General features: G+C 53.7%; 19 protein-coding genes and 1 CRISPR repeat array (1 of these 20 cut by a window edge). Of the genes, 13 read left to right on the forward strand and 6 right to left on the reverse strand.

Features of this window, described 5'->3' with window-relative positions; translation table 11 throughout:
- Positions 1-332: 332 nt before the first annotated feature.
- The 6 genes from LG374_RS11810 to dacB form a co-directional block, all read right to left on the reverse strand.
- Entirely contained in the window at positions 333-842 is a 510-nt protein-coding gene (locus LG374_RS11810) for a hypothetical protein (protein ID WP_225757881.1), read from the reverse strand.
- A gap of 123 nt (positions 843-965) precedes the next feature.
- Positions 966-3,113 (reverse strand): S9 family peptidase, encoded by a 2,148-nt coding sequence (locus LG374_RS11815; protein WP_370639315.1) that lies wholly within the window; start codon positions 3,111-3,113, stop codon positions 966-968.
- Between the two features lie 6 nt (positions 3,114-3,119).
- Positions 3,120-4,001 (reverse strand): hypothetical protein, encoded by an 882-nt coding sequence (locus LG374_RS11820; protein WP_225757883.1) that lies wholly within the window; start codon positions 3,999-4,001, stop codon positions 3,120-3,122.
- Positions 4,002-4,131: 130 nt separating this feature from the next.
- Positions 4,132-5,334, reverse strand: a complete 1,203-nt coding sequence (locus tag LG374_RS11825; RefSeq protein WP_225757884.1) for a hypothetical protein — start codon at positions 5,332-5,334, stop codon at positions 4,132-4,134.
- 25 nt (positions 5,335-5,359) lie between these two features.
- Positions 5,360-6,685, reverse strand: a complete 1,326-nt coding sequence (locus LG374_RS11830) for a murein L,D-transpeptidase family protein (RefSeq protein ID WP_225757885.1) — start codon at positions 6,683-6,685, stop codon at positions 5,360-5,362.
- A 12-nt stretch (positions 6,686-6,697) separates the two neighbouring features.
- A complete protein-coding gene (gene dacB, locus LG374_RS11835) occupies positions 6,698-8,110 on the reverse strand; it encodes a D-alanyl-D-alanine carboxypeptidase/D-alanyl-D-alanine-endopeptidase (protein ID WP_225757886.1) in 1,413 nt (470 codons plus the stop codon).
- Positions 8,111-8,169: 59 nt separating this feature from the next.
- Between dacB and yjgA the strand changes: the two genes are divergently transcribed.
- From yjgA to cas2, 13 genes are all read left to right on the forward strand, one after another.
- A complete protein-coding gene (yjgA, locus tag LG374_RS11840; RefSeq protein ID WP_225757887.1) occupies positions 8,170-8,742 on the forward strand; it encodes a ribosome biogenesis factor YjgA in 573 nt (190 codons plus the stop codon).
- Between the two features lie 112 nt (positions 8,743-8,854).
- Entirely contained in the window at positions 8,855-10,360 is a 1,506-nt protein-coding gene (locus LG374_RS12460) for a Fe-S-containing protein (RefSeq protein WP_304518582.1), read from the forward strand.
- 4 nt (positions 10,361-10,364) lie between these two features.
- Positions 10,365-11,651, forward strand: a complete 1,287-nt coding sequence (locus tag LG374_RS11850) for an ABC transporter permease (RefSeq protein ID WP_225757888.1) — start codon at positions 10,365-10,367, stop codon at positions 11,649-11,651.
- A 4-nt stretch (positions 11,652-11,655) separates the two neighbouring features.
- Positions 11,656-12,771, forward strand: a complete 1,116-nt coding sequence (locus LG374_RS11855) for an ABC transporter permease (RefSeq protein ID WP_370639350.1) — start codon at positions 11,656-11,658, stop codon at positions 12,769-12,771.
- Between the two features lie 73 nt (positions 12,772-12,844).
- Positions 12,845-15,115, forward strand: a complete 2,271-nt coding sequence (cas3, locus tag LG374_RS11860; protein WP_225757890.1) for a CRISPR-associated helicase Cas3' — start codon at positions 12,845-12,847, stop codon at positions 15,113-15,115.
- An 85-nt stretch (positions 15,116-15,200) separates the two neighbouring features.
- On the forward strand, positions 15,201-15,431 hold the full coding sequence (locus LG374_RS11865; protein WP_370639316.1) for a DUF2188 domain-containing protein: 231 nt from the start codon (positions 15,201-15,203) through the stop codon (positions 15,429-15,431).
- 376 nt (positions 15,432-15,807) lie between these two features.
- Positions 15,808-16,482: a type I-C CRISPR-associated protein Cas5c gene (cas5c, locus tag LG374_RS11870; protein WP_225757891.1), complete on the forward strand. Its 675-nt coding sequence runs from the start codon at positions 15,808-15,810 to the stop codon at positions 16,480-16,482.
- On the forward strand, positions 16,479-18,374 hold the full coding sequence (gene cas8c, locus LG374_RS11875) for a type I-C CRISPR-associated protein Cas8c/Csd1 (protein WP_225757892.1): 1,896 nt from the start codon (positions 16,479-16,481) through the stop codon (positions 18,372-18,374). The genes cas5c and cas8c overlap by 4 nt, the downstream gene beginning before the upstream one ends.
- A 10-nt stretch (positions 18,375-18,384) precedes the next feature.
- A complete protein-coding gene (gene cas7c, locus LG374_RS11880; RefSeq protein ID WP_049254123.1) occupies positions 18,385-19,251 on the forward strand; it encodes a type I-C CRISPR-associated protein Cas7/Csd2 in 867 nt (288 codons plus the stop codon).
- Between the two features lie 13 nt (positions 19,252-19,264).
- A complete protein-coding gene (cas4, locus tag LG374_RS11885) occupies positions 19,265-19,912 on the forward strand; it encodes a CRISPR-associated protein Cas4 (RefSeq protein WP_225757893.1) in 648 nt (215 codons plus the stop codon).
- Positions 19,913-19,942: 30 nt separating this feature from the next.
- A complete protein-coding gene (locus tag LG374_RS11890; RefSeq protein ID WP_225757894.1) occupies positions 19,943-21,892 on the forward strand; it encodes a DUF2075 domain-containing protein in 1,950 nt (649 codons plus the stop codon).
- Positions 21,893-21,924: 32 nt separating this feature from the next.
- On the forward strand, positions 21,925-22,938 hold the full coding sequence (gene cas1c / locus LG374_RS11895; protein WP_225757895.1) for a type I-C CRISPR-associated endonuclease Cas1c: 1,014 nt from the start codon (positions 21,925-21,927) through the stop codon (positions 22,936-22,938).
- Between the two features lie 16 nt (positions 22,939-22,954).
- Positions 22,955-23,248: a CRISPR-associated endonuclease Cas2 gene (gene cas2 / locus LG374_RS11900; RefSeq protein ID WP_225757896.1), complete on the forward strand. Its 294-nt coding sequence runs from the start codon at positions 22,955-22,957 to the stop codon at positions 23,246-23,248.
- A 191-nt stretch (positions 23,249-23,439) separates the two neighbouring features.
- Positions 23,440-25,909: direct repeats of the CRISPR family, unit length 32 nt; unit sequence GCAGCCGCCTTCGGGCGGCTGTGAGTTGAAAC (it continues 8,030 nt past the right edge of the window).

Consider the following 25,909-nt stretch of genomic DNA (forward strand, 5'->3'; position numbering starts at 1 on the left):
TGCGCTGTACAACTATTAAGGTTGTATCATACAACTTAAACTACAGCCGTCAAGAGAGCCATAAGAGGAGGGGAGCCAAGTGGGAGATAGACACAGGGAAGAGATGAAAGAGGAAGATGGGGCAGTTGAACACTTGGCGGACCGAGCATTGATTCCGCTCGCGGATATCAGCATTCATCACAATCTGTGTAGGCAAAAAGTTACCTACCTACACTACATACCCATGATTTCCTTATATCCTTTAACAGTAAAAATTCTATTCATTTTTCTGATGAAAATTGGTATTATCTTTTAAAAATTAATCTTGATTATATCTTCTCCAAGATTAATGACTATAATATTCTGTCTACCATATCTTTTAATTGGATATTGGATGGTAATTTAAATATTATTGATTCTACTGTTCCTTTAGGGAAACGGATTTCTCTATAACTATTACCATGATCGAAACTATAGAATAATCTTTCTTGAGTGCCGGAATATCCCATCTCTAATAATAGAGAGTCTAAACTATAATCGTGATTATTACCTACCTTCATTCCCATTTCTGATGTTTCAATGGAAAATATATTGTTTATTTTTAGTTTATTATATTTTTTAGCACTAAATTTTCTTTCTCCAAAATCCTTCCCGTTACTACCGCCAGGATAGCAAGATTCTTTAAATGACCATTTAAGATTATCAAACACTATTGATATGGAATAGTGATCTTTAGGACATAACTTTGGATATAATTCCTCACCTATCAGGATCTGAATTTTTCCAAAGTAATGCTCTGATGAAAAAGAATTTATTTCCCATATGAACCCAAATGTTTTTTCGTGATTCATCATTACATCCATAAATATGATTTCCTTTTGTCTTTCTTAGAGGACTGCTGCGCTATTTTTTAGTTAATTTTAATAGTGTTTTCCCCACCTGTCTTCACTACAAACACAAAAAAAGCGGGGCATTGCCCCGCTTCCTTATTTTGCGACCCCCAGCTGATCCAGCATGAAGGCGTACATTTCCGCCGTTTCGCGATAGCGGCGGAAGCGGCCGGATTTACCGCCGTGTCCCGCTTCCATATTGGTGCGGAAGAGGATGGGGTGGTTGCCGGTGTTCACGTCACGCAGGCGGGCGACGTATTTCGCCGGTTCCCAGTATTGCACCTGCGAGTCCCATAGACCGGTGCCGACGAACATCGCCGGATAGGCTTGCGCTTTCAGGTTGTCGTAGGGCGAGTATGAAAGCATGTAGGCATAACTTTCAGCGCTCGCTTCCGGGTTGCCCCATTCATCGTATTCGTTGGTGGTGAGCGGGATACTCGGATCCAGCATGGTGGTGACCACGTCAACGAAGGGCACTTGCGAGAGGATGACGCGGTAGTCTTCCGGCGCCATGTTGCTGATGGCCCCCATCAGCAGGCCGCCGGCGCTGCCACCCAGCGCCGCAACACGGTCTTTCGCAGCGTATTGGTGTTCAACAAGGTAACGCGTGATGTCGATGAAGTCGGTAAAGGTGTTCTTTTTATGGAGCAGTTTGCCGTTTTCATACCATTCACGCCCCATTTCCTGGCCGCCACGTATGTGCGCCAGCGCATAGACCATGCCACGGTCAAGCAGGCTGACGGTGCTGGCGCTAAAGCCCGGATCCATCGAGAGGCCATAGCTGCCGTAGCCGTATTGCAGGAGTGCCGCCGTGCCGTCGCGCTTGAAATCCTTGCGGTACACCAGCGTGACCGGCACTTTCGTGCCATCACGCACCGGTACCCATAGCCGCTCGGTGGTGTACTGGTGACGGTCGTAACCCGGCACCGGCTGCTGTTTCAGCTCGCGCTGCTCGCCCGTCGCCATGTTCATTTCATAGACAATCGCGGGCGTGGTCATCGAGGTGTAGCTGTAGCGCAGCCAGGGCGTGTCCGCTTCGGGATTGGCGGAAAGCCCCATCGAATAGGCGGGTTCGTCCGCCTTCACATACTCGCTCGTGCCGTCTTTTTTCAGGATGCGGATACGTTCCAAGCCTTCGGAACGCTCGCCAATGACGCTGAAATCGTCGAAAAGTTCGACATCTTCGATAAGAATAGCGGGATCGTGCGCGATCCACTCCTGCCAGTCCTTGCGCGCGGTGGCGTTATCGGCGGCGGTCATCACTTTGAAATTGCGCGCACCGTCGGCGTTGGTGCGGATGACCCAGCGCCCGCCGAAGTGGTCGGCGCCGTATTCCACGTCGCGCTCGCGTGGGGCGAATACCTTAAATTCGCCGGGATTCTTCGCATCGGCATAGCGCATTTCATCGGAAACGGTGCTGCTGGCTTGAATCAGCAGGTAGGTCTCGTCTCGGGTACGGCCCAGGCTGAGATAGAAACTGTCGTCCGCTTCCTCATAGACCACTACATCATCCTTGCTGTCCGTGCCGAGAACGTGCTTCTTCACCCGCTTGCTGAGCAGCGTTTCCGGGTCATTCTCGATATAAAACAGCGTCTTGCCATCATCCGCCCACAGCGCGCTGCCGTTTGTGCCGCTGATGGTGTCAGGCAAGAGCTTGCCGCCCGCCAAATCGGTAACGCGCAACGTGTACTGGCGGCGGCCATTGGTGTCTTCCGCCCAGACCATTTTCTGATTATCGAGCGTAATATCCACCGGCGCGGCGCTGAAATAATCATGCCCTTCGGCGAGCTTGTTTACATCGAGCAAGACTTCTTCGCTAGCAAAATCGCCTGCCTCATTCGCCTTGCGGATAGACAGGGCATCCACGCCATCGCCCGCCGCGCGGCGTGCGTACACCGGATAATCCTTGCCGTTTTCAAAGCGCGTGTAATACCAGAAACCATGCTCGCGATATGGCACAGAACTGTCATCCTGCTTGATGCGGCTGACAATCTCATCGAACAACTTGTCTTCAAGCGGCTTTAATGGCTTCAATAACGCATCGGCATAATCATTTTCCGCCTGCAAATACGCGAGCATCTTGGCATCCTTGCGTGCATCATCGCGCAGCCAGTAATACTCATCCTGCCGCTCGCCATGCGGCGATTTCACGGTGTGCGGACGCTTTTCAACATCAGGCGGGGTTTGGGCTTGGACCATATTCATCGCAAATACCAAGGGTAACAAAAGAGAATAACCTTTCATGCCGGATTATTCCTCGGACATTTTGGGAAAACCTTTCGGCTCGACATAAGTGTGCTTATCGGCATCAAATTGCCAGATAAATTTCTCACCTTTCAATGTCTTGACAGGTTTTGGCTTGGCATTCTTACCCTTGCCGGATTTAGCCATACCGATAAAACCATCCAGCGATAATTCCAGCGGATAAACATTACCAACAGCAGGCAAATCCTCGCGCACCGCGTATTTCACCTGCACATCCGCGCACTGTGACAAATCTTCCGGCTCGCAGCCGTCTTCCTCGCTGAAATTACTAAAACCGGACGGCACGAACGCGGCATGTATTGCCTTGCCATCATCCAGCAAAATCACCTGCGACGACCACGAACCGCCCCAAGCGGCATCGCCGGTAAACGTCGTCGCGCCCCACACATCCTTGCCAAAAAGCTGCCATTGCCACTCAGTCGGGGCAATGCCGTACTTACCAAAACCCTCTCCCTGATACTGCACCGCAGGCTGCCAGTCCTTGCCGTCTGCAGATGAAAACGCAAACAGTGCGACCATGCCCGGTGCGCTGTGCGGCGTGTGCAGATTATCGCCGGCAAACAGCAAATAACGGCGTTTGCCAGCGGCAACATCCACCACCTTCTCGCTGACCAGACGCAGACAGTAGCCTTCCAAACCGCCATCGCTGTCGGCATTCTCAACTTCCTTCATCGGCGCAAAATGGCAACCCTTGAGCTTATCCTCGGCAGCAAGGTGATTAGCGTCATCATTGAAGACCTTTAACGCCTCGGCATTCTCCGGAAAATGCTTGTCCAGCGTATCCTGCACTAATGAATCGGCATCAGCGGCCAGTGCCTGTACCGTGGCGAAAGCAGATAAAACCAGTAAAGAACGGGGGAATGACATACAAACCTCTCAAATTAAAGAAAAACAAATTAAAAATACAAAGGGCGGACAATCATCCGCCAGCAAAACCATCATAACGTAAAAGGCGGGACAACTTCCCGCCTATACAAGATGTAAATATTACAGCTTTTTATTGATTACCGGCATTTTCCACATCATCCAAAAATCTGAGTGACTTGGGATAATCAGCAGGCATCACATATTCATGCTTATCCGGATTATAGGGGAAGAGAAATTTTTTATTTTTATATTCTTTAATGGGTTTTAGCACAGCTTTTTTGCCTTTTGCTTTAATTAGCTTTAATCCATCATAGCCATTAACACTCACTTGTAAAGAATAAATTCCACTCGTTGCAGGCAAATCATGACGAATCTTGATTTTTGCTTCCAATTCGGCGCAGTCCGGCAATTTCTCTTTATCTGCATTCTTAGCACTAACATCGCCATCACCGCAGCCGCCTGCAGCGCCATTAGCAAAAGCCACGGGAATAACAGACTTGTGAATTTCTTTACCATCATAAAGTAAAATGTGATGGATGCTTTGTTCTATACCCATAGTACTAAAACCGCCTTCACTCACTATTCCCCATAAACCAGGGCCAAATTCCATCCACTTAGCCTCGGTGGTTCCTGCCCCCCAGCTATTAGCAGCATTTGTTTCCTTGCGTGATAATAGTTTCCAGTTTTTACCGTCACCTTCCGCAGAAAAAATAAATAAGCTATCCAAACCAGATTCTGAATGTCCTGTTGCAATGGAATTGCCAGAGAATAATATATATCTGAGTTTACCTTGTGGCGTATCTACAGTTTTTTCGCTAACGAAATACATACAGGCCCCATATATGAAACCTTCTTCGTTGCCAGCAGTCTCTTTATCCTCAGAAAAATAGCATTTCTTAATAGTATCTACTTTTTCGCGAGATTCATTATAGGCCTTGCGTGCCTTTTCATTAGCTGGGTAATATTGTTCCAATATTTGCTGCACAAACGCATCCGGTTTTTTCGCTTGCGCAGTTGTCAATTGCGTGGCAGAAAAAATGGATATTACCAAAAGGGTACGGATGAATTTCATATAAAAATCCTTGGTCAGTTTGGTGAATGCGCGAAATGCGCGAAAAGATTTTACGTTTATCGCCAGATGGCGGTCAATCAGTGGCGGCTTCAAGGGAATATTGCCGCCAAGCGGGATAAATGCCGGTTTTGCCATCAAGCGGCGTAAATACTGACCCCGTCCAGCGGCGTAATTATTGGGTTCGTCAAGCCGCGTAAATTTGTAGGCGGATGATTTTTTGATTTTGGCAGCGGCGATAAAAATATCCCGCATGGCTGTCATGCGGGATGCTGTGTATTTATTGTTCTCAGAGTTCAAAGTCATAGCTTTGCGGCAAGTCGCCGCCGGGAGGAATGATTTCCGGCCCCCAGTCAGCAGGCAGGGGGGGCGCAGCAGCGGTTGGCGGGATGTTATTAGGTGCCGGGGAGGCGAGGGCAGGGCGACGCTGCGGCATGGGCGCATCGTTGCTGCTGTCGAGGCTGGTGATGCTCAGGCTGCTGCCGGCGACGGTGGGGGGAGAGGACAGGTTGTCCGGCGGAGCGACTGTGCGCAAGCCGCTGGCGGGGAGCGGGGTGTTTGCTGGGGTGCGGACGGGTGGGATGGCACTGCCGCTTGATATGTGGTTGGCCAAGCCGGTATCAGGCCGACTACTGTTGCCGGTCAGGTTGCTGCTGCTCAGGCTATCCGTGGACATTGATCCACCGGAGATAAGCGGCGGGGTGTTGTTGGCCAGTAATGGATTGGTCGGAGTCGGGCTGCGTGCGGCGAGCAGGGCGCTGCTGGGCACGGGGTTGTTGCCGGCGATTTGCAGCGGTGTGCCGCTGAGCGGGTTGGTGTTCAGGTTGTCGTCGGGGATGACGGGGTTGGAGCGCATGGGCGGCAAAGGGCTGCCCGGCAGCGGGGCGCGGTGCGGGTTGCGCTCGCTCAGGGCGTATTGGCCGCCGATGACGTCGATTTCTGGCGGCTGGTGGTAGGTCTCGAAGTAGTCGTAGCCGGGTTTGAGCATGCGCCAGAAGTCGTACCAGCGGTGGTCGCTGTAAGCGGCGAGGTTGGCTTCTGTCAGGCGGAAGGGGAAGGCGTGTACGCGCACGAAGGGCTGACCGCGTTGCAGGGCAGCACCGACGAGGCTGTAGATTTCTTCGATTTGCCGATCGCCCATGGCGTAGCAGCCGATGGAGACGCATTTGCCGTGCACCATTAGCATGCTGCCGGTGTAGCCGTGGCTACGGTCGTAGGCGTTGGGGTAGCCGAGGTTGAAGGAGAGGTGGTAGTTGCTGTTCGGGTTCATCGCTTCGCGGCCGACGGCATAGAAGCCTTCCGGTGATTGTTTGTCACCTTCGCGGGTTTTGGGGCCAAGTTCGCCGGAGTAAATGCAGATGGGGTAATCGAGGAAGAGGGCATATTCGCCGCTGTCTTTTTGCATCCAGACTTCTAGTTTTTCTTCTTTTTTGAAGATGCGGATGAAGGTGGGCGCACCGAAGCGGAAACCTTTGGCTTCGAGGCGGTCTTGCAGGGTCAGTTGCTGCGGACGGCGGATGAGGCGGCTGTCGCGCTGGCTGTCTTTCGGGGCGTGGCTGCTGCACGCGCTGAGGATGAGGGCAATGAGGATAAGGAGGTGGGTACGGATGTTCATGGTGGTGGTGGGTTATTGTTTGTAAAGCCAGCGGAAGAGTTCGTCTTGCACGGTGCGGCTGCGCACGGCGCTTTTGCCGTTGCCGATGACGACGACGACGTAGTTGCGCCCGCTTTCGGCGCGGACGTAGCCGGCGAAGCTGCGCACGTTGTCAATGGTGCCGGTTTTGCCGATGACGCGACCGGCGAGCACTTCGCCCCGGTAGCGTTTGCGCAGGGTGCCGCTTTCGCCGGCGACGGCGAGTGAGGCGAGGAAGGTTTCGCCCTGGTCGGAGAGGTAGATGTCGCGCAGCAGGGTCGCGAGTTGTTTGACGCTGACGAGTTCGAGGCGCGAGAGTCCTGAGCCGTTGTCGATAATCATGCCGTCGGTGTTGATGCCGAAGGCTTCAAGGGTGACACGCACGGCGTTTCTGCCTTTTTCCAGGCTGCCGGGCGGATCGAAGGTCTTGGCGCCGAGGGTAAGCATGAGTTGGCGGGTCATAACATTATTGCTTTCCTGGTTCATGCGCTGGATTTGCAGGGCAAGCGGGTCGGAGTAGCCGGTGAAGATGTGTTTGGCGGTGGACGGAGTTTTGGCGACTTTGCCAGCGCCGTCGAAGCTGCCGCCCAGGCGGTACCAGAGGTCGCGAAAGAGATAGTAGAACTGTTCGCTCGCTTCACCAAGGACGAGTTGCACGTCTTGTGCGCCGCAGCCGGTGGCGTAAGTGCCGGCGACATGCATGACGGCATAGCCTTTGTCGTCGCGTTCGAGCACGGCGGACGGGGTGAAGCCGTCACCGCTGCATTGGCCTTTTTTGACTTTGAGCTGGTTGTCGATTTTCCAGTTGACGATTTCCGGCACGAGGGTGAGTTGCGGTTTGCCCGCCTGCGGGGTGACTTGCATTTTCACGGTGCGGAAGTTGACCATCAGTGGGTGCGGGATAGCATTGTAGGCTGCCCAGGGTTTGCCGTCGAACGAAGCGGAATCGCGCTCTTCCGGGGTGAGGCGGTAGAGGGAATCATCGAGGACGATGTCGCCGGTGATGTGGCGCACGCCCACCTGTTGCAAGGCTTGCAGCATGGTGAGCAGCTGTTCTTCGACGAGGAAGGGGTCGCCGCCGCCGACAACGTAGAGGTTGCCTTCGACGATGCCGTTCACATCAGGCAAGGTGTCCACATAGAAATTGGTCTCCCAGCGGTAGTCCTTGCCGAGGCGCAAGAGACCGGCGGCGGTGGTGAGGACTTTAGCCACAGAGGCGGGATGGCGCAGGGTGGTACCGTTCAGATCGACCAGCGGTTCTTCGGCTTCGATGGCCTGCACCCAGATGCTGATGTCGGCGCTGGCGACGTTGTTCTTTTGCAGCATTTCCGCCACGGCTGCAGGCACCTGCTCTGCCTGCACCGCCAGACTAATCCATATTGTTAGCACGATGAGCCAGCCGCGCATCCGTTCCCCTCCAAAAAAGGTTGCTATTATAGGTGCCCCGCTGAAAAACGAAACCGGACATGACTGAGAACTTTGACAGCCCAGAACAGGAAAAACAGTACGACGAGGAAGGCCGCGTCATCCGCGCCAATCGCACGCAGGCCAAGCGCGAACGCGAGCCGATAAAAGCCTTTGCCAGTGAGCTGCTGAAACTGCCCGCGCATCAGTATCCGCTGTTGCCGATTGATGACACCCTTATCGCCGCCTTGCGGGAAGGCAAACGCCTGAGCGGCAACGCGCTGTCGCGCCATCTGAATTATCTCATCCGCCTGCTGGATGAGCAGGATTATCCGGCGATTCTCGCTGCGCATGAACACATCAACCATCCCTATTTGCACAGTCCGGGCAAGCAGCAGCGCATCCGCCGCGAGATGGAACGGCTACTTGCGGACGATGCCGAGATTTATGGCGAACTGCTGGGGCGCTATGCCGACCTAGACGTGCAGCATGTGCGGCAACTGGTGCGCGAGGCGAAAAAACAGCTGGCGGCCGTGCCACCGGTCACGGAAGCGGATACACCCGCACCGCCGAACAAGTATCAGCGCCGCTTGCAGAAGTATTTGCAGGGATTGGCGCTTTATTATGAGGAATGAAGCAGACGGCTCCGACAAGGAGCCGTTTTTTTCGTGCTTTTCCCATTAGGTAAGCGGTAGAATTGCGAACCTTTCTTATCCCGTATTTTCCTTACGTTTTCACGGATTCACCATGAGCCTGTTCTTTTCGTTATTTGTCCGCTGTTTCTGGCTGCCGCTCTTTTGGGCGACGGCGTTATCTGCCGCGCAGCCGCCGCGTCCGCAGCGGATGTTTATCGCGTTTGTGTGCGGGCTGCTTGCAGCGGGGGTGACGGTTGCCGCCTTGCCGTTGCAGAATGCGGCGGCGATGTTTTGGTTTGCGCCGCTGCAATTGGCGCTGCTGACGATCGTGTGGCTGTGGGCGCTCATCAAACCCGCCGCTGCCCGTGACGGCTTATGGTTTACCGCCGGTTTTCTCGGTGCGGTACCGTTTTTTTCGGCGCCGGTGATGAGCGCGTTTTCTTCTACCAGTGTAGTGAATTCGACGTTTATTTTGCATTTGGCGGCGGTACTGGCGGCGGCGGGTTTATCGGTGCTGCTGGTGTTGTGGCTGTTTGTGCTGCGCTCGCTGGTCGCACCCAAGGTGTGGCTGGGGCTCGCGGTGTTGATGGTCGCGGTGATGGTGTTGCTGTGGACGGTGTGGCTGGGGGCGGATTTCGGCCTCGCCGCCATCAAGTTGCAGAAGGCTGAGGTCACGGCTTTCCGTCTGCGCTGGCTGGCGCGGGCGGAGTTTGCACGGAATTGGTTCGCTTATGTGGCGCTGTTATTGCCTGCGCTTGCGACGGTTGCCGCGCTGTTTTCTGCCTGGTTGCCGGCGCGACGGCGTTTGCAGGCGGCGGATAGCAGGGCGGACGTGCCGCTTGTCCAACCTGACTCTGTCCCGCAAGCAAGAGAGGGGATTGCTTCTGTGCCAGCGGACGAGAAAGCGATCGCGACCGGCGGCGCATATGACCGCTCTGCCGCCGTACACCGCCGCCTGCTGCTCGCCGGGGTGCGGCGGGCGCAGCGCGCGTATGTGCAGGGTTTCGCAGCCTGTGCGCTGGCGCTCGGGGTTTGTTTGTTCTGGGATTTGGTTGCGTCCAGGCCGCCGTCGCTCTCGAAGGCGACACCGGTCGTGGTTGCTGCTGATGATATGGTGCATTTGCCGATTGTCGCGGATGAGCTGAAAGATGGCGATTTGCACCGCTACGCCTGGGTATCGTCCGAGGGCAAGGTGGTGCGCTTTTTTGTGATTGACCGCTTCCCCGGCGAGTGGTCGCCGGCGGTGGTGTTTGATGCCTGTATGCTCTGCGGCGATACGGGTTATGCGATGCAGGGCGATCAGGTGATGTGCATCGGTTGTGGCGTGCGCCTGTTCCGCCCCAGTGTCGGCAAGAGTGGCGGTTGTAATCCGGTGCCGATTGAGGATTGGGCGATGGATGCCGATGAAATCCGCATTCCGCGCAAGTCGCTGGAAGCAGGCTTGCAGTTCTTCAAGGCGGTGGTTGAGCTGGAGGTGATTGATCCGGTGGACGGTAGCCGCTTGAAGAACACTACCGCGCCGCATCGTTATAGTTATGGCACGAAGACGTATTTTTTCGCGAATGAAGCGAATTATCAGCGCTTCGTGGATAACCCTGAGTTATTTATCAAGGATTAAGGTTATGTTTTGGCGCATGATTTTCCAGCTTTGGCATCACGATTTGCCGCGCAAGGCTCTCGCGTTTGCCACGATTTTTCTCGCTTCCAGCCTGATTGCCGGGCTATTGGCGGTGTCTATCGACATCGGCGACAAGATGTCGCGCGAGTTGAAGTCTTATGGCGCGAATATTTTGATTGAGCCGGCGGGCGGCGCGCTGTTGCCCGATGATGTTGCCGGGCAGCCCTATTATCTGGAAGAGAAGGTGCTGCCGTCGGTGATGGATATTTTCTGGCGGAACAACATCTACGGTTTCGCGCCGCTCTTGAACGGCCATGTGCGCGCGGGTGGGGTGGAAGTCGCGGCGCTGGGTACGTTTTTTGACCACCCGCTGGATGTCGCCGACGAATCGAATTATCACACCGGGCAGAAGACGGTCAGCCCGTTCTGGCAGGTCGCGGGCGACTGGCCGGATGACAGCAAGCCGCTTGCCGCCGACGCGCCCATTCCCGTGCTGGTCGGGGTCAAACTTGCTGCCGCGCAGGGTTGGCAGACGGGCGACGTGTTGCCGCTTGCGGCCACCACAGCCAATGCGCCGGAAACATCCGCGCGCATCAGCGGCATCCTCACCAGCGGTGCGGCGCAGGACGAGCAAATGGTTCTGCCGCTTGCCGCGTTGCAAGAAGTGCTTGGTTTGCAAGGCAAGATCAGCGCCATTCAGGTGGCAGCGATGACCGTGCCGGAAAACGATTTATCGCGCAAGGCGCACGAAAACCCTTCGGCGCTGAATGCCAAGCAATATGACCAGTGGTACTGCACCGCCTACGTTTCTACCATCGCCCACCAGCTAGAAGAGACGGTGAGCGGCTCGGTCGTGCACCCTGTGTGGCAGGTTGCCGCGTCCGAAGGCGTCATCATCGGCAAAATCCAGCTGCTGCTGATTGTATGCAGCCTCGCCGCCCTGATTTCCGCTGGCATGGGCATCGCCTCGCTCACCAGCAGCGGCATCATGGCGCGCGCCAAAGAAATCGGCCTGATGCGCGCCCTTGGCGCAAAGCCGTGGCAAATCGCTCTGCTTTACTACGCGGAAGCCATCCTCGTCGGCGCGCTCGGCGGCCTGACCGGCTGCATGGGCGGCGCCGTCCTCGGCTGGGGCATCGGCCAGGCGCTCTTTGGCGCAACGCTGGGCTTCACCTGGATCGTCGTCCCCGTTGTCGTCTGCGCCGCCATCCTGATAGCCCTCACCGGCACCTGGTTCCCGGTGCGCAGCATTGCCCGTCAAGTTCCTATCGAGGTGCTCTATGAAAGATAACCACATGCGCTGGCTGCTGCCCGGCAAAGCCCTGCGCCACAAATGGCGGCGCACCCTCACCATCATCGCCGCGCTCGCCATCGGTGCCGCCATCGTCACCGCCATGGCGGCCATCTACTTTGACATCAACGAAAAAATGAGCCGCGAGCTGCGCTCCTTCGGGGCCAACTTCTACCTCGGCGGCAAAAACGAACAGCCCTTCACCCTCACCGAATACCGCCGCATCACCGCTGCCATGCCGTCCACGCTCTACCACGCTTCCAGCCCCTACTTCTACACCGTGGCGCGCAGCGAACGTGAGCCGGTGGCGCTGGTCGGCGTTGATTTCCCCGCACTGCCCGCGCTTGTCCCCTACTGGCAAGTGCAGGGCAGCTGGATTGGCGTTGATTTCGACGACCGGAACACCATGCTCGGCAAAACCCTTGCCCGCCAGCTCGAACTCAATCTCGGCGACGACATCACCCTGGTGAAAGACAACGGCGAAAGAAAAACCTTCCGCATCAAAGGTATCATCGAAAGCGGCGATGCGATGGATAACGTCATGCTGCTCAACATCGGCGTCGTGCAGGCGTGGACGGATAACCACGACCGCATCAGCTACGCACTCGCCAGCCTCGCCAACGACAACGACGCCGTTACTGCCTACGCCGAACGCTTAAGCGCGGAAAACCCGCAACTCGACATCCACCCCATCCGCAAAGTCAGTGCCGCTGAAGGACAAATCCTGCACAAAATCAAAGGCCTGATGGGTCTCGTCTGCATCATCATCCTGCTGCTTTCCAGCCTGTGCGTCAACACCTCGCTTACCGCCATGACCCACGAACGCCGCCGTGAATTTGCCCTGCAAAGCGCGCTTGGCGCGTCCGACCGGCAAATCACCGCACAAATCGTGCGCGAAACCCTGACCATGACCACGCTTGCCATCGGCATCGGCCTCGTCCTCGGCCTCATCCTTGCGCAAATCCTCGGCCACGTCGTCTTCCACGCCGGTATCACCCTGCGCTGGCCGGTGCTGCCGCTCGCCGCCGTGCTATCGCTTACCGTCGCTGCCGTTGCCGTCGCCCTGCCGCTCAAACGCGTGCTGGCGTTACAAGCGGCGGTCGTCCTCAAAGGCGCGTGAGTCCACCAAACCGTCAACAACAAACCGCCCCACGGGGCGGTTTTCCGTATCCGCACCCTATCCGGAGAAAACCATGCCCACAACCTACTACGCCCATTCCGCCGAAAACCAACCCCATGCCCGCTGGCAAACCCTCACCGACCACGCGCATAAAGTCGGCGAAATGGCAGCCGCCTTTGCTGCCGCCTTCGGTGCGGCGGAAATCGCTCGCTACACCGGCGAGCTGCACGACCTTGGCAAATACAGCCCGGCCTTTCAAGAGCGCCTGCACGGCAGCAGCAAACCTGTCGATCATGCTACTGCCGGCGCAAAAATTGCAGTCGAACGCTGGGGAAATGTGATTGGCAAGCTGATGGCATTTTGCATTGCGGGGCATCATGCAGGGCTGGCAAATGGCAGCGATGAAGGCAAAAACCGCCGCTCCCTTAAAGAACGTCTGGCTCTGCAATTCGGCGCGGACATCCAGCCGCTGGACGACATCTGGCAACAAGAAATCCGCCTGCCGCCCACCCTGGCCGTGCCGCCGCTTAAAGCTGATATCCATCACTGCGGATTTTCCCGCGCCTTCTTTATCCGTATGCTCTACTCCTGCCTGGTCGATGCCGATTATCTCGACACCGAAGCCTTTTACGCCGCCATAGAAAACAAAACGATCGAGCGCGGCAACTATCCTGCCTTAAGCAACCTGCAAACGAACCTCTGCCATTACCTTGCCGCGCTCTGCAATAGCGCTGCGCAACAAAGCGGGGAAGACCCTGCCCATGCCGCCTTGAACCGCCTGCGCAGCGACATCCTGCATCACGCCACCGCTCAAGCGGCAGAACCGCCCGGCCTCTTCCGCCTCACCGTACCCACCGGCGGCGGCAAAACCTTCACCTCCATGGCGTTCGCGCTGGAACACGCCAAACAGCACAATATGCGCCGCATCATCTACGTCATCCCCTTCACCAGCATCATCGAACAAAACGCCGCCGAGTTCCGCAAAGCCTTTGGCGAATTGAGCGAACAAGCCGTACTGGAACACCACAGCACCTTCGACGACAGCAAACTGAAAGACCAGGACAGCAAAGACAAACTGCGCCGCGCCTCAGAAAACTGGGATGCGCCTGTCGTCGTCACCACCGCCGTGCAATTCTTCGAATCCCTCTTTGCCGACCGCTCCACGCGCTGCCGCAAACTGCACAACATCGCCGGCAGCGTCATCATCCTCGACGAAGCGCAAATGCTGCCGCCCGATTTCCTCCTGCCCATCATGCAGGCCATCAAAGAACTGGCGCAGAACTACCGCTGCAGCGTCGTAATGTGCACCGCTACCCAGCCCGCCGTGCAAGCGGCAGACGGCTTCTATCGCGGCTTTGAAAACGTGCGCGAAATCGCGCCTGAACCAGAAGCCCTATTCGCACAACTGCGCCGCACCACCGTGCAACATATTGGGCAGCAAAGCGATGCCGACCTGCTCGCCAAACTCGGCGAATACCCGCAAATGCTCGTCATCGTTAACAATCGCCGCCAGGCTCGCAGCCTCTACGACGCAGTGGCAAAACTTGCCCTGGACGGCGTTTTTCACCTCAGCACCCTGATGTGCGCCGTCCACCGCAGTCAAACATTGGACGAGATTCGCACCCGCCTGCGCAGCGGCGCACCTTGTCGCGTCATCGCCACTTCGCTTATTGAGGCCGGTGTGGATGTGGATTTCCCGCTAGTGATGCGCGCCGAAGCGGGGCTGGACAGCGTCGCCCAGGCCGCCGGACGCTGCAACCGCGAAGGCAAACAGGCGCCGGAAAACAGCCATGTGTGGATATTTGCTCCCGAAGATGGCTGGAAAAATCCGTCCGAACTCGCCTTTCAGGCGGGCGTGATGCGCGCCATCGTCCGCCACCATACGGACGACCTCCTCTCTACCGCTGCCATCACCGCCTACTTTCGCGAACTCTACGCCTTAAAAAGCCGCGAACTGGATAAAGAAAATATCCTGCAAAAGCACAGCAAAGCCGCAAAAAGCCTTGATTTTCCCTTCCAGACCATCGCCGATAAATTCCGCATGATTAAAAGCCCGATGCTGCCGCTCATCATCCCGTTCGACCGCAAAGCGGAGAAGCTCATTGACGCCCTGCGCCACGCCGACCACATCGGCGGACTGTTGCGCGCACTGCAACCTTACACCGTGCAGATTTATGAAAAAGACCTGGCAGCGCTCTACAAAGATCGATTGATTGAGCAGGTCAACGAGCAGACATTCGGCAAGCAGTTCCATGCCCTGAGTGGCAAGTTGAATGTATATGACGAAGCGGGATTGAAGATGAAAAATGCGGGAAATATGCAGGCAGAAAACTGCACATGGTAAAACACATTAAATTGAAATGAAATATTGCGCAAAGTTGGCTGAACAGCTAAATTATGTCTAAATCTCAACGATATAGGAGAGAAATGTGACTAGGAAAAACCAGCACGTGGTTCCTCATGCGGATGGTTGGGCCGTAAAAGGTGAGGGCAATGGCAAAGCGACAGCCGTTTTCCGGACGCAGAAAGAAGCCACCGCTCGCGCGGAAGAAATCGCCAGACATCAAGGGGCGGACACCAAAATACACGGCAGGGACGGGCGCATTCGTGCCGGCAACAGCTACGGTCATGATCCTTGCCCGCCGAAGGACAAAAAATGATGCCTTTGGTATTTGGGATTAACAGCGATGAAGGCTGTGAGTTGAAACATGTTGGATTGGGAGTAAAAGTCTTGCGCGGTCTGCAGCCGTCTTCGAGCGGCTGTGAGTTGAAACAACGGCAAGGTATCCAACGACAAACGCCTTGCCTAGCAGCTACATTCGGGCGGCTGTGAGTTGAAACATTGTGCCCTCCCCTCGCCATACTCGGCGTCAAGCGCAGCCGCCTTCGAGCGGGTGTGAGTTGAAACACCCATTGCTGGATTTCACTTTTGAACTGGCTGACGCAGCCGCCTTCGGGCGGCTGAGGATTGAAACAATTTTATGTGCTTGAAAAATCGCCCGCTGGGGCATGTATAGATGAATACAGGAGAGTTAAATGAACCAAATCCGCCTACACGTTTGGGGTGATTACGCCTGTTTTACCCGCCCGGAGATGAAGGTGGAGCGGGTGTCTTACGATGTGATGACGCCGTCGGCGGCGCGTGGGATTTTGTCAGCGGTACACTGGAAACCCGCCATGCGCTGGGTGGTGGATAAGATCCATGTGCTGAAGCCGATTCGTTTTGAGTCGGTGCGGCGCAATGAATTGGGCGACAAGATTTTAGTAAGCAAGGTCAACGGCGCGATGAAGCGCAACAGCGTCGCCGGTTTCTATACGCTGATTGAAGAAGACCGCCAGCAACGCGCGGCGACGGTGCTGAAAAATGTCGCTTATGTGATCGAAGCCCATATCGCGCTGACGGCACGGGCGGGCAAGGATGAGACGGTTACAAAGCATATCGAGATGTTCACACGCCGCGCGCGCAAGGGGCAGTGTTTCCAGCAGCCTTGCTTGGGCGTGCGTGAGTTCCCCGCCAATTTTGCGTTGATTGACGAGGGCGAGCCGCTGCCGCCGTCCGATTTATCGGCAAGCGAGGCAAACCGAGATTTGGGCTGGATGCTGCACGATATAGATTTTGACCACGGCAACACGCCGCATTTCTTCCGCGCGGAAATGAAAGAGGGCGTCATTCTTGTGCCGCCGTTTTATGCCGAGGAGGTGAAAGCATGATTCTTGCGTCCCTTGCCCGCTATTACTACCGCTTGGCGGCGGAAAACGATGAAATGGGCAATCCGAAGGTGCCGCCTTATGGCTTTAGCGAGGAGAAAATCAGCTGGATATTGGTGCTGGATAGCGAAGGGAATCTGCAAAACGCAGTATCAAATCTCAGCGCAGATATAAAACCGCGGCCAAAATTAATGAGCGTGCCGCAATCTTTCAAACGTCCCGGCACTACGCCAAAACCATTTTTCTTGTGGGATAAAACGGCTTATGCGCTCGGTGTGGAAGCCAATAAAAACAAAGCCGAGGCAAAGAAAAAACCGTTTATCCCGGCAGAAAAAACCTTTGCCGCTTTCAAGCAATATCATCTCGAATTATTGCAAGACAGTGCGGATGAAGGTCTGCTGGCCATATACCGCTTCTTGCAAAATTGGCAGCCCGAACATTTCGCGGCGCAGCATTTGCCGCTGGAAATGCTTGATACCAATATCGTTTTTTCCCTGGAAATGCCAAGTGCCTTTATCCATGAACGTGAAGCGGCGCAAACCCTGTGGTTAAACCTATTGAAAAACAATGAAGGTGACGAAGGCTTATGCTTAGTCAGTGGCGAAACGGCCCCGATTGCACGGCTGCACCCGGCTATTAAAGGCGTATTGGGTGGGCAAAGTTCCGGCGGCTCGATTGTGGCATTTAATAAGGAACATCTGGCATTTACGTCTTTCGGCAAAGAGCAGGGCGCAAACGCCCCTATTTCTGAACAATCCGCCTTCGCCTACACCACAGCGCTCAATTATCTATTGCGCTTGGAAAATGGGCATTCTTTAGTAATAGGGCTAGGCAGAATCCGGGCAGCGCTTCAGGCGGCAAAGAATCAGGACAAATCACAAGATATTGATAAAAGACCAAGCGTTGCCGATACCAGCACCATTTTCTGGGCGGAAGCTGCCGATCGCGCCTCCGCGAAAGCTGCCGAAGCATTCTTTGCAGAAACAGCATCACCCAGTGACGATGAAGAAAGCGCCAAGGTCTTTGAAGTGCTAGAGCAACTTGCCAAAGGCCGGCCACTGCAAGAAGTGGCGCCCGAACTCTCGCCGGATACCCGCTTTTATATCTTGGGCCTTGCTCCTAACGCTTCGCGGCTCTCTATCCGCTTCTGGCTAGATACCACCTTCGGGCAGTTGGTGCAAAATCTAGCGCAGCATTGGCAGGATTTGTCCCTTGAGCCTCGCGCGTGGAGAACGCCGCCTTCAATCTTCAAATTATTATTAGAAACAGCCATTAAATTTAAGAATAGTGAAGGGCGTTATGAAAAACCTAAGGCAGAAACCATTTCATCCGTGCTGGCGGGAGAAATGGTCCGCGCCGTTATTAGCGGCACGCCGTATCCACTGAGTTTGCTGTCACAACTGATTGCCCGTATCCGTGCTGATGGTGATGTGAACGGCTTGCGCGTGGCAATGATAAAAGCCGTATTACAGCGGCGTTTTAGAAAAGGTTTCATTCAAGAAGGAGTCCCCATGAGCTTACATACTGAAAGTAAAAACCCCGCCTATTTATTGGGGCGGCTATTTGCCGTATTGGAACGCATCCAGCATCAGGCACTTGGTGAATTAAATGCCGGTATTGCCGATCGTTACTATGGATCAGCTTCCGCCATGCCATATTTTGTCTTCCCCCGTTTATTAGTAGGCGTCAGGAATCACTTATCACGTCTGCGCAAAGATAAAGCTGGGATGGCGGTCAACCTGGATAAAGACTTAGGTGTAATCATTAAAGCTTTACCGGAGGTATTCCCCCGTCATTTAAGCATTGAAGAACAAGGCCGCTTTGCCATCGGCTATTACCAGCAAAAGCAAAGTTATTTCGAAAAGAAAGACTCTGCTGAAACCATTGACGATTAAGGAGCTAAAAATGTCTGTCATTCAAAACCGCTATGAATTTGTTTACTTTTTTGATGTAACCAACGGCAACCCCAACGGTGATCCCGATGCGGGCAATATGCCACGCCTCGATCCCGAATCCAGCAAAGGCTTGGTAACCGATGTCTGCCTGAAACGGAAAATCCGCAACTTCATCGAAATCAGCGCAGAAAACCAAGCAGGCTATGAAATCTACGTCAAAGAAAAAAGCGTGCTGAACCTGCAAAATAAACGCGCTTATGAAGCATTGGATATTGAACCCGAAGCCAAGAAATTACCCAAGGACGAAAAAAAAGCGCGTGACATTACCGCCTGGATGTGCAAAAACTTCTTCGATATCCGCACGTTCGGCGCCGTGATGACCACCGAAGTCAACAGCGGACAAGTGCGCGGTCCGGTGCAACTGGCATTCGCCCAATCCATCGACCCCATCGTGCCGCTAGAAATTTCCATCACCCGCATGGCAGTCACCAATGAAAAAGACTTGGAAAAAGAACGCACCATGGGGCGCAAATACATCGTCCCTTATGCGCTCTACCGCGTGCACGGTTTTATCTCCGCCAACCTTGCCGCCAAAACCGGTTTTTCAGACGACGACTTAGCCAAACTCTGGCAAGCCCTGACGTTGATGTTTGAACACGACCGCTCTGCCGCCCGTGGCGAAATGGCAGCGCGCAAACTGATTGTCTTCAAACACGACAGCGCGCTCGGCAGCCAGCCTGCACATAAACTGTTTGACGCCGTGAAAGTCGAACGCGTAAACGGTGAATCAGGTACGCCCGCAAGCAGTTTTGGCGATTACAAAATCAGCGTGGTTTCAGACGGCTTAAATGGCGTGAGTGTGGAAGAATTGCTTTAAAACACTTAAAAAAATGACCGCACTTTTAACCGAAACCCAAGGGGAAAATCAGGATACGCGCCTGATTCCCCTTTCCGCCCTGCAACACTACGCCTTCTGCCCGCGTCAATGCGCGTTGATTCACAACGAGCAGGCGTGGGCGGAGAACTATTTAACCGCGCAGGGCAAGGCGCTGCATGAGCGGGTGGATTCGGGTGAGCCGGAAACGCGCAAGGGCGTGCGTTTTGAGCGGACGGTGCATGTGTCAGCGGAGAAACTGGGCATCAGCGGCGTGTTGGATTTGGTGGAAGTAGAAATGAAAACAGGCCGTCTGAAACCCGTGGAATACAAACGCGGCAAACCCAAACCCGACCCAATGGACGAAATCCAGCTTTGCGCCCAAGGCTTGTGCTTGGAAGAAATGACAGGGCAAACCATCTCTGAGGGCGCGTTGTGGTATATGCAAACCCGCCACCGCGTCCCCATTGTGTTTTCAGACGACCTGCGCGCCCACACACTCGCCATCATCACCGCTGTGCGCGAACTCTTAAATAGCGGACACACCCCGTCGCCCGGCTACGGCAAACGCTGCAAAGCCTGCTCACTGGTGGAGATTTGCCAGCCGGAGTTGTTGGGGAAACGGGATAGGTCAAAGGATTATATTGAAGAACTATTTTTATAAGAAATACAATTAATATTAGGTAGATAAATTATGTTAAGAGCTTATTATGGTAAAAGTATTGCTGATTTTATCCAAGAAGATGATTTAAATATTCTGGGTACATTAGCTAAAAATCATGGTTATCAAACACTAGAAAAATCGCAACAAAATGCATGGGAACGGCAAATTACTATTTTAAAGTCACAATTAGCAGAACTAACTGGTTATATTTATTTTGAATTTTCAATTCCAAGAATGGGGAAGCGTGTTGATAATATTGTAATTCTTGGAGATAAGATTTTTTTGCTAGAGTTTAAAATTGGCAGCGAACAATATGATAAGTATGCCATTGACCAAGTGATTGACTATGCGCTTGATTTACGAAATTTTCATGAAGGTAGTCATTATGCAAATTTAATTCCTATATTGATTGCAGAGAAAGCGCCAATTTTTGAAAATAATTTTCAGACTGTACAAAATCTAGATCATGCAATTTTATTAAATGCACATAATTTGCATGAGTTTTTCAAGCCTTATGATTCAAATAGTCTGATGGATGTTGCAGCTTGGGAGCAATCTTCATACAAACCAACCCCTACTATCATTGAAGCAGCACAAGCGCTTTATCAAAACCATGATATTGAGGAAATCACGCGCTCAGATGCTGGAGCGAAAAATTTGTCAGCTACGGCTAATTGCATTAGCAACATTATTGAGCAAGCTAAACAAGGGAATAAAAAAGCTATTTGTTTTGTTACTGGTGTTCCAGGTGCAGGGAAGACATTGGCTGGACTCAATATTGCTAATCAGCGTTTAAAAGTAGCAGAAGATGAGCATGCTGTTTTCTTATCAGGAAATGGCCCGTTGGTGCAAGTTTTACAAGAAGCTTTGGCAAGAAATAGAGCCATTAAAAATAAAATCAAAAAAGAAACCGCACTAAAAGAAACCAGGGCATTCATTCAAAATATTCATCATTTTAGAGATGAATATTTGAAAAATTCACAAGCACCAACTGAAAAAGTTGTGGTATTTGATGAAGCGCAGCGTGCGTGGAATCAACATCAAACCAGTAAATTTATGAGTCAAAAACGCGGACAGTCAGATTTTAATCAGTCTGAGCCAGAATTTTTGATTGAGGTAATGAATCGTCATCAAAATTGGTGTGTGATTGTTTGCTTGATTGGAGAAGGGCAAGAAATCAACACGGGAGAGGCAGGTCTTGTTGCCTGGATGCAAGCTTTGCAATCTTCTTACCCAGATTGGCAGGTGCATTATTCTAATTTGATTGTTAATCAAGACAATTATTTGCAAGATGCTGCAATAAAAAACTGGTTATCTACGACAGGCGTTGAGCAAAACCATTTACATCTGGCTACTTCAGTGCGCTCATTTCGGTCAGAAAAAGTTTCGGCATGGGTACACGCGTTATTAGATATGGATGAGCAAGCTAAGTCACTTTGGAAAGAAATTCAAAGCAATTATCCTATTGTACTTACAAGGGATTTGCAAAAGGCTAAAGCATGGGTGAAGGCGCAGGCCAAAGGAAGTGAGCGTTATGGCTTGGTGGCCTCATCGGGGGCACGTCGTCTGAAAGCATTGGGAGTGCATGTCAAAAATGAAATCGACGTGGCCAATTGGTTTTTAAATCCTAAATATGATGTGCGTTCCTCTTATTTTTTAGAAGATGTGGCAACAGAGTTTGATGTTCAAGGACTTGAGCTTGATTGGGTATGTCTAGCTTGGGGAGAAAATTTTTATTATCAGGATAACCAGTGGCACTACCAATCCTTTAAAGGGTGCAAATGGCAAAATATCAATAAAGAAGAAGATAAACAGTTTACCAAGAATGCTTATCGAGTTTTATTGACTAGAGCGAGGCAGGGCATGGTAATCTGGATTCCAGAAGGCAGTGAAAGTGATAACACACGTCAAAAAGAATTTTATGATGGAACATATCAATATTTAAAATCTATAGGTATAAATGAATTGGTTGAGCTGTAAATACAGTGCGGTCAAAATCCAAGGAGTTCCCCATGCGCAAACTGCAAAATACGCTCTACATCACCACGCAAGGCAGCTATCTGCATAAGGAGCGGGAGACGCTGGTGGTGGAGCAGGAGCGTAAGAAGGTGGCGCAGTTGCCGGTGCATTCCATCGGGCATATTTTCTGTTTTGGGAATGTGCTGGTGTCGCCGTTTTTGCTGGGGTTTTGCGGTGAAAATAATGTGAATTTGGCGTTTTTTACGGAAAACGGGCGTTTCTTGGGGCGGCTTCAGGGACGGCAGAGCGGCAATGTGCTGTTGCGTCGGGCGCAGTATCGGGTGTCGGAGCAAAATCCCGTGCCGATTGCGCGCAATATCATTGCGGCGAAGATTCAGGCGAGTAAACGGGTGCTTCAGCGGCAGATTCGCAATTACGGCGAGAATGCGGCGATTCAAAGTGCGGTCGATGCTTTGAATATTTCGCTGCGGCAGTTGAAGGGCGCGGCGGAGCTGGACGTGGTGCGCGGTATTGAAGGCGATGCGGCGGCGCGTTATTTCGGCGTGTTCGGGCAGCTTTTGAGCGAAAAAAGTAGCTTTACTTTTGACGGGCGAAACCGCCGTCCGCCCAGAGACGGGGTGAATGCGCTGTTGTCGTTTGTGTACAGCATTTTGGGCAAGGACATCAGCGGCGCGCTGCAAGGCGTGGGGTTGGACCCGCAGGTGGGTTTTCTACACGCCGACCGACCGGGTCGCGACAGTTTGGCGCAGGATATTTTGGAAGAATTCCGCGCATGGTGGGCAGACAGGCTGGTGTTGTCGCTGATTAACCGCGGGCAAATCAAACCGCAGGATTTTGTTACCGAGGCAAGCGGCGCAGTAAGCTTGAAAGTCGATGCGCGTAAACTCTTGTTCCAAGCCTTGCAGACGAAGAAGCAGGAGAAAATCGTTCATCCGTTTTTAGGCGAGGAAGTAGAAATCGGGCTGCTGCCGTATATTCAGGCGATGCTGTTGGCGCGGCACTTGCGTGGAGATTTGGCGGAATATCCGCCGTTTTTAATGCGCTGATGTACGGGAGACGGTCATGATGATGCTGATTACTTACGACATTTCGCTCGAAGATCCGGAAGGCCCGGCGCGATTGCGACGTGTGGCAAAACTTTGTCAGGATTATGGCGTGCGTGTGCAATTTTCCGTTTTTGAATGCGACATCGCGCCTGATCAGTGGGTAAAGCTGAAAGCCGGGCTGCTTGATATTTTTAAACCCGAGACGGACAGCCTGCGCTTCTATCATCTCGGCAGCAAATGGCGGGGCAAAGTGGAACATCATGGCGCGAAGCCGGCCGTGGATGTATTTAAGGATACGCTGATTATTTAGCGCGCTAACCATTGGTTCTCATGAAAAAGTGGGCAAGTTAGCGAATGCGGCAGTTCTTTAATAACAGGGTTATTTATAGGGCTGTATGGCGCAAAAGCGGGCGCTATACTTTCCAAACTCTTTGACGTCGGAATGAGTTAGCGAAAGGCTATTGGTAATTAACTGATTTTTCGCGGATTTTGATGCAGAGAGCAGCCGCCTTCGGGCGGCTGTGAGTTGAAACCTTGCAAGCCACCGAAAACCCCGTGGGGCACCTTGCAGCCGCCTTCGGGCGGCTGTGAGTTGAAACCCATACGCTCCAATCGCTTGATGAAGGCACGACGGCAGCCGCCTTCGGGCGGCTGTGAGTTGAAACGTTGTAAATCTGTTGCCGCCTCTCATCCTGCACGCAGCCGCCTTCGGGCGGCTGTGAGTTGAAACTTACTGAATCTATGAAGGTTTGGTCGTCTTCTACGCAGCCGCCTTCGGGCGGCTGTGAGTTGAAACAATTGATGGTGTTGAAGAATGTATTTTTTGGTCGGCAGCCGCCTTCGGGCGGCTGTGAGTTGAAACCCGGTAACGGGTCGAATGGCACGCATAATATCGGGCAGCCGCCTTCGGGCGGCTGTGAGTTGAAACTGGTTATCCTTGCCGTCTCCTTTGTCGCCGTCCTGCAGCCGCCTTCGGGCGGCTGTGAGTTGAAACAGCGTAAAATCACTGACCGACTGGAAAAAAGTCGCAGCCGCCTTCGGGCGGCTGTGAGTTGAAACCGCATTCCGAAGGCACACCATCCGCCGAAAAGGCGCAGCCGCCTTCGGGCGGCTGTGAGTTGAAACGAGGTTATCTCGTCAACCTCAACCATTGGATCGTAAGCAGCCGCCTTCGGGCGGCTGTGAGTTGAAACACGAAAACATATTTCTTATTTACTCCAATAAAAAGCAGCCGCCTTCGGGCGGCTGTGAGTTGAAACCGGGATTGGCTGATGCAGCCGCCACCGGCGCGACGCAGCCGCCTTCGGGCGGCTGTGAGTTGAAACTTGCTATGCCGCACTTTTTGTTTGGCATGGAGGCGCAGCCGCCTTCGGGCGGCTGTGAGTTGAAACCGACCCTGCTTGTCCGCAGTGTCGGGAGGTCATCGCAGCCGCCTTCGGGCGGCTGTGAGTTGAAACTAATGTGCGTACATTGTAGTGCAAAAAATGCATTGCAGCCGCCTTCGGGCGGCTGTGAGTTGAAACCACCCCTTGCGCGTATAGCCACAAGCCTTGCGTGCGCAGCCGCCTTCGGGCGGCTGTGAGTTGAAACGTTTGTGACGGCGGTCACGTCCCAAGTATCGGCTGCAGCCGCCTTCGGGCGGCTGTGAGTTGAAACGTAACGACTGTTAGGATCATTGACAGCGTGTTGCGCAGCCGCCTTCGGGCGGCTGTGAGTTGAAACGCGCCAGTCATCGCGACTGCTCCGTGCCTACGAGAGCAGCCGCCTTCGGGCGGCTGTGAGTTGAAACCGACTTGTCCTTGTCGCCGTGGTTGCCACCACCACCGCGCAGCCGCCTTCGGGCGGCTGTGAGTTGAAACCGACCCCGCTTGTCCGCAGTGTCGGGAGGTCATCCGCAGCCGCCTTCGGGCGGCTGTGAGTTGAAACTGCCGGTAACTGTACGCAGTTTGTCGGCAATCCCTGCAGCCGCCTTCGGGCGGCTGTGAGTTGAAACCGTGGTGGGGATAATGCCCGTCGAGATGTACACGTGCAGCCGCCTTCGGGCGGCTGTGAGTTGAAACTTTTGGAACGACCCGGGGCGGGAAACGGGCACAGGCAGCCGCCTTCGGGCGGCTGTGAGTTGAAACCTTTTTTTGGGGAAGGGAGGATGGTGATTTGCGTTAGCAGCCGCCTTCGGGCGGCTGTGAGTTGAAACTTTTGTGGCGCATCGGCATCAACCCTAAATACACGCAGCCGCCTTCGGGCGGCTGTGAGTTGAAACAATTCCGCTGGAAATGCCGAAGAAAGATAACGTGGCAGCCGCCTTCGGGCGGCTGTGAGTTGAAACGTTGCAGCGCCAGCGCCACAGTCACAGCATCAAAAGCAGCCGCCTTCGGGCGGCTGTGAGTTGAAACAGTGTTTCCACCGGGAAGCGCATATCCGGCAATAGCAGCCGCCTTCGGGCGGCTGTGAGTTGAAACGACAAATTGCGCAAATACGCGCCGATGAAACCCTGCAGCCGCCTTCGGGCGGCTGTGAGTTGAAACACCGACCATATATATCCTGTCCCCGCTTGAGCCGCAGCCGCCTTCGGGCGGCTGTGAGTTGAAACGGAAAATCCCGGTAAAGATAAACCGCCGTTTACGCAGCCGCCTTCGGGCGGCTGTGAGTTGAAACTTTATATCCACTATGATTGACTGGCTGAACATTGGCAGCCGCCTTCGGGCGGCTGTGAGTTGAAACTTGCAGTATGTCGGCCACTTCCTCACCGCCATGGGGCAGCCGCCTTCGGGCGGCTGTGAGTTGAAACAAGAGTGCGTCAAGTTGGGTTTGCAATTTCTGGGCAGCCGCCTTCGGGCGGCTGTGAGTTGAAACGACAAATTGCGCAAATACGCGCCGATGAAACCCTGCAGCCGCCTTCGGGCGGCTGTGAGTTGAAACAAAATGGCCGAAATGCTAGGAGTATCACCAGAAGGCAGCCGCCTTCGGGCGG

Origin of the sequence: Cardiobacterium sp. Marseille-Q4385, from assembly GCF_916618745.1 — a bacterium.
Lineage (GTDB): Bacteria > Pseudomonadota > Gammaproteobacteria > Cardiobacteriales > Cardiobacteriaceae > Cardiobacterium.